General features: G+C 61.3%; 15 protein-coding genes. 2 read left to right on the top strand and 13 right to left on the bottom strand.

Translation table 11 applies throughout. The annotated features are described in order from the left end of the window. Positions 1-321: 321 nt before the first annotated feature. From P3T21_RS23165 to P3T21_RS23155, 3 genes are all read right to left on the bottom strand, one after another. Positions 322-969 carry a DUF1120 domain-containing protein gene (locus P3T21_RS23165; RefSeq protein ID WP_429258280.1) on the bottom strand — a complete coding sequence of 216 codons (648 nt, stop codon included), beginning with the start codon at positions 967-969 and terminating at the stop codon, positions 322-324. Positions 970-1579: 610 nt separating this feature from the next. After that, positions 1580-2242 (bottom strand): DUF1120 domain-containing protein, encoded by a 663-nt coding sequence (locus tag P3T21_RS23160; protein WP_429258279.1) that lies wholly within the window; start codon positions 2240-2242, stop codon positions 1580-1582. 284 nt (positions 2243-2526) lie between these two features. Then, positions 2527-3204, bottom strand: coding sequence for a DUF1120 domain-containing protein (locus P3T21_RS23155; RefSeq protein ID WP_429258278.1), 678 nt, complete (start codon positions 3202-3204; stop codon positions 2527-2529). 295 nt (positions 3205-3499) lie between these two features. Here P3T21_RS23155 and P3T21_RS23150 point away from each other — a divergent pair, with 295 nt between their 5' ends. Beyond that, positions 3500-5419, top strand: a complete 1920-nt coding sequence (locus tag P3T21_RS23150) for an autotransporter outer membrane beta-barrel domain-containing protein (RefSeq protein WP_429258277.1) — start codon at positions 3500-3502, stop codon at positions 5417-5419. Then, entirely contained in the window at positions 5416-6231 is an 816-nt protein-coding gene (locus P3T21_RS23145) for an alpha/beta hydrolase (protein WP_429258276.1), read from the top strand. Before P3T21_RS23150 ends, P3T21_RS23145 begins: the two co-directional genes overlap by 4 nt. Positions 6232-6320: 89 nt before the next feature. Here the strand turns inward: P3T21_RS23145 and fliR are convergent, their stop codons facing one another. The 10 genes from fliR to fliJ all read right to left on the bottom strand — a co-directional run bounded on the left by fliR (position 6321) and on the right by fliJ (position 13957). Next, complete coding sequence (fliR, locus tag P3T21_RS23140) at positions 6321-7103, bottom strand: flagellar biosynthetic protein FliR (RefSeq protein WP_429258275.1); 783 nt, start codon at positions 7101-7103, stop codon at positions 6321-6323. Between the two features lie 24 nt (positions 7104-7127). Continuing rightward, on the bottom strand, positions 7128-7397 hold the full coding sequence (gene fliQ / locus P3T21_RS23135) for a flagellar biosynthesis protein FliQ (RefSeq protein WP_429258274.1): 270 nt from the start codon (positions 7395-7397) through the stop codon (positions 7128-7130). A 25-nt stretch (positions 7398-7422) separates the two neighbouring features. Further along, positions 7423-8256 (bottom strand): flagellar type III secretion system pore protein FliP, encoded by an 834-nt coding sequence (fliP, locus tag P3T21_RS23130; RefSeq protein ID WP_429258273.1) that lies wholly within the window; start codon positions 8254-8256, stop codon positions 7423-7425. Next, complete coding sequence (gene fliO / locus P3T21_RS23125; RefSeq protein WP_429258272.1) at positions 8257-8874, bottom strand: flagellar biosynthetic protein FliO; 618 nt, start codon at positions 8872-8874, stop codon at positions 8257-8259. After that, entirely contained in the window at positions 8871-9353 is a 483-nt protein-coding gene (gene fliN, locus P3T21_RS23120; protein WP_429258271.1) for a flagellar motor switch protein FliN, read from the bottom strand. The genes fliO and fliN overlap by 4 nt, the downstream gene beginning before the upstream one ends. After that, on the bottom strand, positions 9346-10344 hold the full coding sequence (gene fliM / locus P3T21_RS23115; protein ID WP_429258270.1) for a flagellar motor switch protein FliM: 999 nt from the start codon (positions 10342-10344) through the stop codon (positions 9346-9348). Before fliM ends, fliN begins: the two co-directional genes overlap by 8 nt. A gap of 54 nt (positions 10345-10398) precedes the next feature. Continuing rightward, the gene (gene fliL / locus P3T21_RS23110; protein ID WP_429258269.1) at positions 10399-10902 is read right to left on the bottom strand and encodes a flagellar basal body-associated protein FliL; all 504 of its coding nucleotides are present in this window, start codon (positions 10900-10902) and stop codon (positions 10399-10401) included. Between the two features lie 499 nt (positions 10903-11401). After that, positions 11402-11536 (bottom strand): hypothetical protein, encoded by a 135-nt coding sequence (locus P3T21_RS23105; RefSeq protein ID WP_429258268.1) that lies wholly within the window; start codon positions 11534-11536, stop codon positions 11402-11404. 326 nt (positions 11537-11862) lie between these two features. Next, complete coding sequence (locus P3T21_RS23100) at positions 11863-13467, bottom strand: flagellar hook-length control protein FliK (protein WP_429258267.1); 1605 nt, start codon at positions 13465-13467, stop codon at positions 11863-11865. A 40-nt stretch (positions 13468-13507) separates the two neighbouring features. Further along, positions 13508-13957 carry a flagellar export protein FliJ gene (gene fliJ, locus P3T21_RS23095; protein ID WP_429258266.1) on the bottom strand — a complete coding sequence of 150 codons (450 nt, stop codon included), beginning with the start codon at positions 13955-13957 and terminating at the stop codon, positions 13508-13510. Positions 13958-13961: the final 4 nt, after the last annotated feature.

Below are 13961 nucleotides of genomic sequence, written 5' to 3'. Positions count from 1 at the left end.
AAGCTCTTTCAAGGTTGGTGAGACGGTGAAGAACCCGTCTGTCTGAGCAGACCGTGTTCTTGAGTCAAATTCCGCGGGTGTGAATCGATTCGTTGAATCGCAGTTTCTTTAAATGTCCGACATCAGCTACGTCGGTAGGCAATGTCGACCGGTATCGGTGGCGCGCCAGAAATGCGTCGCAACCCAGAAAGACGCGAACGCAGTAACCAGTGCCTCGCACCGACGAACTACGCACATGCCTTGAAAAGAGCGATGCGACCATCATCCGGTTCATTGCAAGTCGGCATGCCCTTTCGTGACCGTGGCTCCATCCCGGCTCTATTACAGGTATACGAGCGAGAACGTCGCGAGACCGTCGAGGAGAACTTGCTGCTTCAAATCCGGCAGATCGACTCTTTTGTTGATCACTGCCGTTACATCGTATTGGTTCACGCTATGTATATAAGCTCCCGGCGCCGTCGAGGAAGTCGACGGTGCAATCGATTGAATGCGAGAGCCGTCTGCTTTCATCAATCCGTCTGAGGCGTTGTTGCCCGCGACCCATGTGACGCCGTTATCGTCGGACCTGATGCGGGCGACGGGGTTGCCGTCGGCGCTCGGATTGAAGTATTGCTTCAAGATATACGCCCCAACCTGTTTGCCGCCAGACGAGCCCAGACCGAAGCCGTTCGAGTCAGTCGCATTACTTCCCGCGACTGCGGCGGCACCCGGGGCAGCGGTTCCCGCGCGCCCGTCGAGCGCACGGATGGCTACCTTGGTGGCTGCATCGCAGGTAATGGACAGTTGCACGGATTTGGTACCGAGATTAGTAAAACCGGTATTGCTAATCGTGCTTACGGGGATGTTGCCGTAATCGACGGTGCCGCCGCCAGAGAGTGTCGGCGTGCACGACGGCGGCACGATCGTACCGACGATCTTCAGATCGACCGAGTCAGCAGCGAAGGCACCGCACGAAGCAGCGGCCAGCATGGCGGCCAGCAGTGTGTTCTTTGAAACGAGTTTCATGATGTACGTTTTCAGATGAGTTAAGAAAAGAAGAACCCGGTCGACCCGTGTTAGTGCCGTGTCCTTAGGTTGAATTCTGCGTCGTGGGGCGGAATTTCTGAATCGTAGTTTCCTGAAATCTCACACAACGCTTAAGCTTCCGGGCGCTCGAATTCACCGCGATTGAAACCCGCATCTGCATTCGGATAAGTAAAGAGGTGGCGCCAGAAATTCGGATAGGGCAATGAGCGGAGGTGCTGGAATCTGAGCCGGGTAAAGTGCTGGCAAAGGAAGCCAGAAGATGACACAGAGAATCGGCGCACGCACTCAGCGGTGTTCAAGGCAAAAGCGGCACTGGCAGCTGTACGGGGTGAACGCACGCTTGCCGAATCGGAGCCGCCGTTCGATGTACATCCGACAGATCACGGAATGGAAGCGGCTGATCGCGTTGCAGAGAAGCGCTGTTGACCGGCGCAGCGATCGTGTTTCTTCAAGACGTAAAAGCGGCCCGGGTCTGAAGACGCGGGCCGATTTCTTTTACGCATGTTGCCGCAGAGGCAACCGGAGAAGCGATCTCCGTTTTACGTCGTAGCGCTTACAGGTAGACCATCGAGATGGTTGCCAGGCCGTCGATGGGCACGTCACCCGTGATTGGCAGGGCGCTGCGCTTGTTGATACCGATCACGGCTTGCAGGTCGGTCGTCATGGTCGTGAAGGCCTTCGGTACACCCGTTGCATCCGACGCCGTGGCGATCTTCGTGCCGTTCAGGTGACGGTTGGCGTCGGTTGCGAGCGCCCACGTCGTGCCGTTGTCCACCGAGACAGCACCGCTGCCCGCGACGCTGTCAGCCGTCGGGTCGCTGAACGCGAGCGTGTAGGTGCCGACGTTGCTCGTGCCGACCGTACCCAGACCGAAGCCGTCCGTGTCCGTCAGACCGGAGACGAGCGAAGCGGCGAGACCCGGCACGACGCTGGTTGCGCGGCCGTCAACGAGTTTCATCGCAACGCGTGCCGGCTGGTCGCAGGAGATCGTCAGCGTGCTCGTCTTGGTGGTGAGGTTGGTGAAGGCGTTAGCAGCGATGAGGCCGCCGCTGACCTGACCGAGGTCGATGATGCCGCCACCAGCGAGGGTGGGCGTGCACGACGCTGGGGTGATCGTGCCAATCACTTTCAGGTCGACCGTGTCAGCTGCGAACGCGCTGCACGAGGCTGCAGCCAGCAATGCTGCGAGGAGTGTGGATTTCGAAACGAGTTTCATGGATAGCTCTTTCAAGGTTGGTGAGGAATGAAGAACTCGACTGGTGATTTCGCGCCGTGTCCTTGAATGAATTCTGATGGATGGGTCTTGATTGTTGAATCGTAGATTCTTTAAATGCGTCGGTACGCAAGGTTGGATGCTGCAAAAGCGCCGCATAGACCACAGCTAACAATGCAGGCGATATGGGACATCGCCATCCAAACGCGATCGTTGTCGTGCGGTGAATGTGAAAACGGCCCGGTCTGTTCAGGACTCGAGCCGTCTTTCATGATATCGCCAGTCAATTACAGGTACACCAGCGAAAACGTGGCCATGCCGTCGAGCGGCACTGCCTGGTTGAGAGCGGGCAGATTAGCTGCCTTATTGATTGTCGCCAACACGTTGAAGGTCTGGCTCACGGTCGTGTAGGCGGTCGGCGTCAACGCCGGTCCCCACGACTGAATGCGAGAGCCATCTGCCTTCATCAACGTGTCAATAACCTGACCGGTTCTGACCCAGGTAGACCCGCCATCATCGGAGCGCATGTGTTGGACAACTGTGCCATCGCCAGACTGAGTGTTCGTCACGCCAAGGATGTACGTACCTACGTTCTTTCCACCGACAGCACCCAGCCCAAATCCCATCGAATCGGGAAACACGTAACCGTCGGAATAAAGGGCGCCCCCTGCAACCGCAGTACCTGCGCGGCCATCGATTGCCTTGATGGCCAACAGCGTGGGCGAATCGCAAGTGACGCTCAAGGTCATGGACTTCGACCCGATCTTGTTGAAGCTGGTCTGGCTAAGGGACGCGGCGGGGATATTGCCGAAGTCGACGACACCGCCGCCGGTCAATGCCGGCGTGCACGACGGCGGCACGATCGTACCGACGATCTTCAGATCGACCGAGTCAGCAGCGAAGGCGCTAACCGAAGCAGCGGCCAGCATGGCGGCCAGCAGTGTGTTCTTTGAAACGAATTTCATGATGTACGTTTTCAGATAAGTTAAGAAAAGAAGAACCCGGTCGACTCGTGTTAGTGCCGTGTCCTTGGGTCGAATTCTGCGTCGTCGGACGGGATTTCTGAATCGTAGTTTCCTGAAATCTCACGTGACGCTTAAGCTTTTGTGCGCTTGAATTCGCCGCCATTGAAACCCGCATCTGCATCCGGATAAATAGTAAAACTACGATTTATTCGAGCGCCCGTTTTGTCCACAATTCGCGTTCCGCGCGTGCCTTCCGTCTTGAGCAGGCATCAGCGCTCAACCGGAATGGACTCCTATGTTTGCTCTCCCTCGCAGGCGCGCCCCCCTGGCGATCGCTGTCTCACTGCTTGCAGCCGGTACATCGGCCCATGCATATGTTCTCGTGCCGAGCGGCACAAGAGTCGTCACCGCACAGACGACACCCGACGACTACGAACTGCAAAACGCAGCAACACTGCAGATGCAATCTGGCGCGATCCTGAACGGTGTCCGCACGGGCTACACCGGCAGCGGCGCACAGGTCTTCATGGACGCAGGCACGCAAATCGCCACGCACGGCCTGCTGGTGAACAGCGGCACAGTCGATGTCGCAGCAGCAACTACGCCCGGCGTGCAAACGATCATCCGCAACAATGGTGAGGCGTCCGACCTGGGTGACGCTGTGCGGCTGAAAAACGGCAGCACCGGCACGTTTCGAAACGTACTGATCGAAAGCACCGCTGGAACCAGCTACGCGGGTTTGCAGGCAGAAACGAACTCCGCCGTCACCGTTATCGACGGCACAATTAACAGCGCAGGCTGGGGTGTCCTGGCGGGAACGGGCGCAACGATCGATCTGCAACGCGTGACTGTCAACGCAGGTGCGAACAACGCCGCATTCATCAGCGCTGGTGCGAAGGTAACCGCGACCGACAGTCGCATCACCGGGCCAAAGGGCGTGGAGGTGCGTCAGCAGAATGCGTCGTTCATCGGCCATAACACTGCGATCGTTGCCACGGCCGGCGTAGGCGTCAACATGGTGGGCGACGCGTCCCTCGTGCTGGATGGCGGCTCTTCTGTCCAGGGCTCGACGCATGGCATTACCGCGGCACTCATTCCAGGCGCGCCGACCGGCAACAACACGATAAGCCTGACCGATACGTCTGTTAGTGGTGCAAATGGCTCGGCAATCTTCGCTTCATCCGCGAGCCATACTGACATCACGGTTGCTGGCGCCAGCACGCTGCAAGGCTCGGACGGCAACGTGCTGCACGTTGGACCGGGCAGCACGGCGAACTTCAATGTCATCGCCGCCAATCTGCAAGGCAATGTTCTCGCCGACGACCGCAACAGTACCAACGTCTCACTCACCGACCACGCGTCGCTCACGGGCAACCTGATTCGCGTCGGCGATGTGTCGGTCAGTAATGGCGCTGCGTGGAATCTCACGCAGAGCAACACGATCCGCAGCCTCAACCTGAACGGCGGTACGGTGGTGCTCGACAATGGCGTCGATAAAACGCTCACTATCGCGGGCAATCTGAGTGGACAGGGAACGTTCGCTATCCACACGGATCTCGGCGCGGTCCACGGTGATTTGATCGACGTTCAGGGCACGGCATCTGGTGAACACCAATTGCAGGTGCGCAACACCGGTCGCGAGCCTGATGCGCCTGGCGGGAAACTCAAGGTAGTGCAGACAGCAGGCGGTCCAGCCACGTTCTCGCTCCAGGGCGACAAGGTCGATGCGGGCGTTTATGAATACCGACTCGCCCAGCAGGGTAGCGACTGGTATCTCCAGAACACGCCTGGCGCGACGCCGGTTAATCCTGATGCACCGGTTGTGCCGGACAACCCTTCAGACACCACGCCGACCGACACGACTGGCAACACGCCGGCACCTGTCATCACTGCGTCCGCAGCGACGATTCTGGGCCTGTTCACGGCACCGGCAACCATAGCGTACGAGCAAATGGAAGTGCTCCGCACGCGCATGGGTGAACTGCGTCGGGATGAACATGCCAACGGCGCGTGGGCGCGCGGCTACGGGCTCGCGTTACCGCGTGTCGAGCGCCGCCGGTCAGCCGCAGCCGTGCGTCGAACAATTCTCAACACCATGAAAGAAATCCGCTTTATGCCTGCTGTACTTTCCATCGTGGATATCCGTTGCCGCTTTGCGAGCGTGCGGCGTGATCCGCTTTTCGTTACGCCACCTGATCCTGTGAGCGCGCCATGACCACGAGAACAGGAGCGCTGCTGATCCATGGTCTTGGTGGGACGGAATATGATCTCGGCGGTTTGAAAAGGACGCTCGGCAAGGCCGGCATCGACGCACACGCGATCCTGCTGCCGGGCCACGGCGAGACGCCCGAGCGCCTCGCGACAATCCGCGCCGAAGACTGGCTGGGTGCTGCGCTTGAACGCTATGAAGAACTCGCGGCGCAATACGACGAGTTTCATGTCATCGGCATGTGCATGGGTGCGTTGCTGAGCATCGCGCTGTGCGATGCCGTTACACACACGAAAGGCCGGCTGGTTCTGCTCTCGCCGCCGGTTCATATCGACGGATGGAAAATTCCCTGGTATGGCGCGATACGCCATCTGTTCTATCGCATTCCAGGACTCGCGCGCCGCATGAAAGTGCGTGAAGCCGAACCGTTCGGTATCAAGAATCCGTTGATGCGTGGGATCGTTCGCTCGCGTATGGAACGCGGCCACAATCTTCACTATCGATGGGTGCCGCTCGCATCGCTGAGACAGGTCGACCGGCTGCGACGCCAGGTTAAACGCTGCGCGGACAGGATCGCGTGTCCGACCGTAATCGCTCACGCGCGCGCGGATGAGCTCACGAGCCTGCGCTCAGCGACCTTCCTCGAAAGCAGGATCGCCGACGCGCGCACCGTGGTGCTCGAGAACAGTTATCACATAATCTGTATCGACAACGACAGTCATCTCGTCGAGCAAACGGTGCTGAAGTTTCTCGGGCTGCCGGCGCAGGCGCCGGGCCGTTTCTCGCGCAGGTTGCTGGAACGCGCCCGCGCGGCATGACGTAAGGACACGGCGCCGGTGGAATATGAAAACGCCGGCGTACCAATCGCCATAGAAGTAAAAGGTCGCGTTCGCAACACGCGCGACCGCTATCTGAATCCTGCCGCCACCCGCCCCATCTGTTCAATACCGCTGTCGAACAGCCGCGAGAAATACGGAATCATGTTCGGCAGCATCAACTGCACGAGCAGCAGCCCGACTAACATTGTCAGCGGCAGGCCGACCTGGAACACGCCGATCTGCGGTGCTGCACGGTTAAGAATGCCGAGCGCCAGGTTGGCAATCAATAGCGCCGTCACGACCGGCATCGCCAGTAGCAATCCCGAAGTCAGCACCACGCTGCCGTAGCCCGCCAGCGCGCGCCAGCCGCTCGCAGCCAGCAAGTTGGCCGACACCGGAATTGACTGGAATGTTGCGATGAGCGCGCTCACCATCTGCAGATGACCATCGAAGGCGAGGAACGTCAGCATCGCGATCGTCCACATAAAGCGCGACAGCACCGCGCTCGAACCGTTCGCGTGCACGTCGAAGAAGGTTGCAAAACCGAGCCCCATGCTGAGCCCGATAATGTCGCCGGTTGCCTCGACCGCGGCGAACACGATCTGCATCGTGAAGCCAAGCGCAAGACCGATCAGGAACTGGTTGACGATGATCCAGACGCCTTCCGCCGAAAACACAGTCGCCTGCGGCAGCGCGCCGAGCGTCGGCGCGACGATGATCGTCACGAAGCCGGCGAGTCCCACTTTCACACGCACGGGCACCGACTTGTCACCGAATGCGGGCGCGGCCGCAACCAGCGCGAGAATTCGCACGAACGGCCAGAGGAATGCAGTAAGCCACGCGTTCAACTGGGCGTAGGTGACGGAGAACATTGCGGGAAATGCAGCCGGAAAGCGTCAGCTGGCGAGCGACGGAATGCTCGTGAGCATATGACGCATGTAGTCGAGCATCGTTGTCAGCATCCACGGGCCGGCGACGACCAGCGTGACCAGAATCGCGACCAGCTTCGGAATGAACGACAACGTGGTTTCGTTGATCTGCGTCGCGGCCTGGAACAGGCTGACAAGGAGACCAACGACGAGCGCCACGAGCAGCAGCGGCGTGGCCAGCACCATCGAAACGTACATCGCCTGGTGCGCGAGTGTGGTGACTGTTTCTGGCGTCATGGCCGGTCTCCTTCCTGTGCGCCGCTCAGACGAAGCTCTGCGCGAGCGAGCCGAGCAGCAGCTGCCAGCCGTCGACGAGCACGAACAGCATCAGCTTGAACGGCAGCGAGATCGTCGCGGGCGAGATCATCATCATACCCATCGACATCAGCACGCTCGCCACCACTATATCGATGATGAGGAACGGGATGAAGATCGAGAAGCCGATCTGGAAGCCGGTTTTCAGCTCGCTCGTGATGAACGACGGCACGAGCAGCGACAGCGGCACGTCTTCCGGCCCTTGCATCGGCGCGGCGTGCGAAATGCGTGCGAAGAGCGCGAGATCGCCTTCACGCGTCTGGCGCAGCATGAATGTCTTGAACGGCAGAACACCACGCGACACGGCCTGATCCATCTGCAGCGTGCCGTCGGAGAACGGCTTGTAGCCGTCGGTGTAGGCCTTGTCGAGTACCGGCGACATCACGAACAGCGTCAGGAACAGCGCAAGGCCGACCAGCACCTGGTTGGGCGGCGTCGACTGCGTGCCGAGCGCCTGGCGCAGCAGCGAGAGGACGATGATGATGCGCGTGAAGCTCGTCATCATCAGCACCATCGCCGGCAGGAACGTCAGCATCGTGAGCAGCAGCATCGTCTGCACGCTCAGCGAGTACGTCGTGCCGCCGTTCGGGCCGGGGCTGGTGTTGAATGCGGGAAGGCCGGCTGCCTGCGCGAACGACAGTGTTGGCAGTGCGAGCAGCAGCAGTGCCGGCAGCGCGAGCGGTGCGACGCGTTTCAGCGCATTGCGCAAGGCGTCAGTTTTTGCAGGGGCGTGGCGGGTCGGCGCGCAGACATCCTGCGCTTCACGATGATTGAACTGCATTTACTGTTCTCCGCTGACGCTTCGCTGGAAACGTTTGCCTGCTTCCTGTTTCAGCGCGTCGCGAAAGCGTTGTCCGAAGGAGCCGGGGAGGGTGCCAGGCGCAGCGGGTGCGCCGTGAGTAACGAGGTCTGAACCCGCTGAACCAGCCTGCATCGTATGCAGCAACCGGACGTTACCCGGCGCGGTGCCGAGCACGAGCCACGTATCGCCGATCTCGACAACCGCGACACGCTCCTTGCCGCCAAGCGATGCGCCGCCGATCGTCTTCACGAGTCCGCCGCGTTGCGACGGTTGAAGGCCGAGGCGTCGCGCGAGCCACGCACAGCCGAATACCAGCGCGATCACCACCGCCAGACCAACAACCGTTTGCAGCACAGCGCCGATGCCCAGCGACGGCACTGCCGAACCCGCTCCTACGCTCGATGCGATTTTCGCGGCGTTGTTGACCGCGTTCATATCGGCGGCGTGAGCGCGTGTAGCGTGGAAAGCCGCGCCCGACATCAGCGCTACCCAGGCGCAGGCAGCCGCGCGGGATGCCATCAGCGAGGCAAACCGGGCGCGCGCATCGAGCGGCAAGCCGCCCTTTGCGAACGCGGCCCGGCGGGTGAGACGTTTCATCGGTTCAGCTTCCGGATACGCTCGGACGGCGTGATGATGTCGGTCAGACGGATACCGAACTTGTCGTTCACGACGACCACTTCGCCCTGCGCGATCAGGCAGCCGTTGACGAGCACATCCATCGGTTCGCCGGCGAGGCCGTCGAGTTCAACGACCGAGCCCTGCGCGAGTTGCAGCAGGTTGCGGATCGCGATTTTCGTGCGGCCGAGTTCGACGGTCATCTGGACAGGAATGTCCAGGATCATGTCGATGTCGTTACGTGTCGTTGTCGGTTCTACTTTCGACAGCGGCTGGAACACGCCGGCTGCAGCCGGCGCCGGTTCCGGGTTGTTGTTCTGCTCGGCGAGCGCGCTTGCCCAGTCGTCCATTGCAATTTCGTCTTCTTCGGCTGTGACTTCAGCTGCTGCCGCGGCTGCTGCGGCCAGTTGCGGCTCGCCGGCGGGCAGTTCTTTCTCCGGCGTGGGGTTCAGCTCACTCATATCCACCTTCCTTCATCGTGTCGGCTGCGCTGATCATTTTCTGGACCCGCAACGCGTACTGACCATTGAAAATTCCGTAGCCGCATTCCATCACCGGCACGCCATCGACTTTTGCCGTGAGGTTTTCGGGGATGTTGACCGGCAGCACGTCGCCCTTGCGCATATTCAGGATCTGTTCGAACGTCACCGGAATACTGGCGAGGTTGGCTGTCAGTTCCACTTCTGCGGTCTGAACCTGTTGCGACAGCACGCGCACCCAGCGGCGGTCGATATCCATCGCTTCGCCCTGGATCGGCGACGACAGCGTGTCGCGGATCGGTTCGATCATCGAGTACGGCATGCAGATGTGCAGCGTGCCGCCCGTCGAACCGAACTCGATCGAGAACTGCGTGACGATGACGATTTCGTTCGGCGTCGCGACGTTGGCGAACTGCGTGTGCATTTCCGAGCGCACGAATTCGAACTGCAGCGGGCGCACGTTCCGCCACGAAGCCGTGTAGTGCTCGAACACGAGGTTGAGCAGCTTGCCGATGATGCGTTGCTCGGTCTGCGTGAAATCCCGGCCTTCGACGCGCGTATGGAAACGGCCATCGCCGCCGAACAGGTTATCGACGACGAAGAACACCAGATTCGGATCGAACACGAACAGCGACGTGCCGCGCAGCGGCTTCACGTGGACGAGGTTCAGGTTCGTCGGGATTGGCAGATTGCGGGTGAATTCGCTGTACTTCTGCACCTTCACCGGGCCGACGGAGATTTCCGCCGTGCGCCGCATGAAGTTGAAAATGCCGACGCGCAGGAGACGTGCGAAGCGGTCATTGATGATTTCGAGGCCGGGCATCCGGCCGCGAACGATACGTTCCTGCGTTGCGATGTTGTACGAGCGGACGCCGGTACGTTCCGCGGAATCGGATTCCGAATCGGATTCACCGGTGACGCCCTTGAGGAGGGCATCGACCTCCTCCTGGGACATGAACTCTTCGTGGCCCATCCTATTCCTCGTGCGTCCCGTGACGGTTATTGGTGGCAGCTACGCGAGAGCGCGTCACTGCACGACGAATTCGGTGAACAGCACGTCGGAGACGTGTGCGGGCTGGCCGCCGGTTTCGGTCGGCTGTTCGATCAGCGTTTCGAGTTCTTTGGCGAGCGCGTGTTTGCCATCGAGGGTCTGGAGTTCTTCCGGATGCTTGTTCGACAGTGCGAGCAGAACGCGGCTGCGGATTTCCGGCAGGTGTTCGGTGAGGTGTTCCTTCGTGGCCTCGTCGGCGAGCTTGAGCGTCAGACCGATGCGCAGGAAGTGCTGCTGGCCGTCATCCGATTGCAGGTTCACGGTGAGCGCTTCGAGCGGGAAGAACACGGGAGCGGGCGTCAGTGCCGGAGCGGCGGACGACGTCGGCGCCGGGGCGCGCTTCGACATGAAGAACCAGGTGGCCGCACCGGCGGCGCCGGCCGCGACCAGTACGATCAGCAGGATCACGAGGATGCGCTTGATGAGGCCCGGAGAGGCCGGCTGCGCGATAGCTTGCTGGTTTGCGGTCGTGGTTGCCATGGGGTTTCAGATTGCCTCAATGCTGTAGGTTGGATTTTCGGGTTTCTTCCAGGCTTGCGATGGGTCGAAAAGAAGGAGGAATCGGGGTTAGCTCAGGTCTTTGCCCGTTCGGGCTTTTTCAGGTTTTCTCTGTGTGGGGTTTTGTTTTTTTCCAGGATCTGACTTGGGTTCGGTCGTTCCTTGCCTTTGGTTTTTTTGTTGGCCTTTCCTTGTGGCCATGTCGGTCTATTGGCGTCGCCCCTGTGCGGGGCGGCACCTACTTTTCTTTGTCCTTGCCAAAGAAAAGTAGGCAAAAGAAAGGCGCCGAAAACTCAGTTCTTCCGGGCTGTGTGACACACGGGGAACGGCACCCCATGAGGTGTCGCCCCCACATTTCACCCGGCATCGGCCCGCGCACGATCGGATCCCTCGCACAGCACACTTCGTGACAAAGGACTCATCCACCCGGCTCCGCGTTGCGTCGCCGAGCGGCATAACCTTCACGTCACGTTACATCACGTCACGTCACCGACGGCATAGCTCCCACGTAGCCGCTTGCGTACGTGCGGTCCTGACCGACTCCGCCGCCGACCGCTTGCGCCGTCATCGCTGCGCCGCGCTGCGCGCGTGCGGCGAAGTGAGCTAACGCAACCATGCTGCGGTCTGGCGAACCCATCCGCGACGCACGCAGTGCGGAGTGGGGTGGATGAGTGCCTTGTCACGGGCGGTACTGTGCGGGAGACGTTCTCGTGCGCGGACCTATATCGTTTCTGTGCGGGGGCGACACTTCATGGGGTGCCATTCCCCGGCAGCGACACACCCTGGAACGGACGAGTTTTCGGCGCCTTTCTTTTGCCTACTTTTCTTTGGCAAGGACAAAGAAAAGTAGGTGCCGCCCCGCACAGGGGCAACGCCAATAGACCGACATGAAAACAAGGAAAGGCCAAAAAAAACAAACCAGAAAAACGAAAAAACGAAAAATCAGGCAAACGTATCCACAAGCCCAACAGTCCGCCGAACAGGCACCGCAGCAACAGAACTCTCAGACCCACCCTCCCCGCCGGAGGCAAAAGCCCCACCAGACGAAGAACCACCCCGCCCGCCGCCCGAGGCGCCACTCCCCTCTTGCCCAGTCTGCCGCGCAAACCCATCACTCACGCTGGCGCTACCAAGCCCAATCCCCCCTTGCTCCATAGCCTCGCGCAATTTAGGAAGCGCAGCTTCCACCGCCTCCCGCACCTGCTGATGCGGTGAAACAAACAACGCATGTGCATGGTTATCGGCAACCTGCAGCACGACCTGAAGCGGTCCCAGGTCACGCGGGTTGAGCGTGAGCTCCGCCGTCTGCTGGTGTGCATTCGACAGAAACACCACCTTCTGCCCCAACGCCTCTTCCCAGTCAGGCGTGCCGACCTGCGGCGCCAGCGCCGTGCTCGCCGCAGCAACCGCAGCCGGATTCGACGTCTGTGCCACCGCGCTCGATGCCGCCGCAGCCGTCGCCGCCTGCGTCGCCGCAAGGCTCGCGCTCGCCGCATCAGCGGTGCTCTTCAACGCGGCAAAGCTGTCCGGCGCGCTGCCCGTGCTCGCAGCCGCCAGTGCGTCAGCAGCACTGCGCGCAGCCAGCGTGTCCGTCGTCGCTGTCGTCGCGGCGTTCGCCACCGTCGGCTTCGCGCCGTCACCCTTCGCGCCCTTTCCGTCGGCAAACGATGCGCCCGCCGCGAGACCCTTGCCCGCACCCACGCCGCGTGCGCCCAGGCCCGCATCGGCGCCTGTACCCGCGCCCGCTGTGGACGCATTCGATGCACCCGCAGTCGCCGTTGCCGGCGTCGCGACCGCACCCTGGCCGTTCGACAGCGCAGCAAGCGCCGCCTGCAATGCATCCTGGACCGACTTCGGATCGAGCGACGCCAGCTTCTTGCCGATGGTCACGGCGCTCGTCGCCAGCGTGCTGGTCGCGGCAGTCGTCGCCGCTGCGGTGACGTCGGCCGGGAGGGCGTCGGCAGCCTTCGTTGCCGCCGTGTCCATCGCGGCGCTTGCCTGCGCCTGAGCGCCAGCCGCCGCCGCTGCTGCAGCCGCCGCTGCCGCAGCCGCAGCCGCTACGGCAGTTGCGGCCGGCGTCGTCGGTGCGTTCGCGTTTGCTTGCGGCTTCGTGTTCGCGTCGATGGTCTTGCCGGTGCCGTCGCCAGCAGCGGTCTGCGCGCTGGTGCCCGTCGACGCGTCCGTTCTGGTCGTGCTGTCCGTACCCTGCTTGCCGTTCGTTGCGCTCGCGCTCGTGTCTTTCGATGCATCGGCCGGCGTCGACGCGTCATGCACGCTCGAAGTGGCCGACGAAGACGAAGCAGAAGACGGCGAAGACGACGACGCGGAAGACGACGAATCCGAAGAAGACGATGACGACGACTGTGACTGCGACGAAGACTGCGGCTGGCTAACTGGCGCCTTCGCCGCATTGTTCTGCGAGTCGATGCTCTGCTGCAGCGTCTGCGCGAACGGCAGCGCGCTGCCGCCCGATGCCGTGGACGATCCGCCCGACGTCCCGCCATTGGTCGCGCCGATCAGCGAATTGATGAGTGAGAGTGGCGACATGCGTGATCCTGTGTGTTCGTGTCAGTCAGGCGCGGTGGCGTCAGACGCCTTCTACGCGCATCCGGAGAATGCGTGCTGCGTGTTCGTCGGCGTCACGCTGCTCGCGACGCGCGGTCTGCGTCGCTTCGGCAGCATCGCCGCGCGCCTTCAGTACTTCATAAGAGCCCAGCTTCTGCTTCTGACGCTGCCATTCCGGCTTCGCCGCCTCGACGCGCGCTGTCGCGGCGGCAAGCAGCCCGCGCTGCTGCTGGATCGCGGCGTCGAGCGTGTCGATGAATGCCTGGAAATTGCGCATGTTGCCGGCAGGCATGCCAGATTGCGCCGTCGTTGTGAAACGCCGGTGATATTCGTCGCGATACTGCACGAGCGAATCCAGCTGTGCCTCGATCTCGCCGCGCTCGCGCTGCACACGTCCGAGGCGTTGTGCGGCGGTGTCGACGTCGTCCTGCGCGAGGCCAATCAGCGTCTTGATCGGAAAGTGTTTTGACATCGCC

The organism is Paraburkholderia sp. GAS334 (assembly GCF_050436625.1).
In the GTDB taxonomy this organism is placed as follows: domain Bacteria; phylum Pseudomonadota; class Gammaproteobacteria; order Burkholderiales; family Burkholderiaceae; genus Paraburkholderia.
This window is presented reverse-complemented; position numbering and strand designations above follow the sequence as displayed.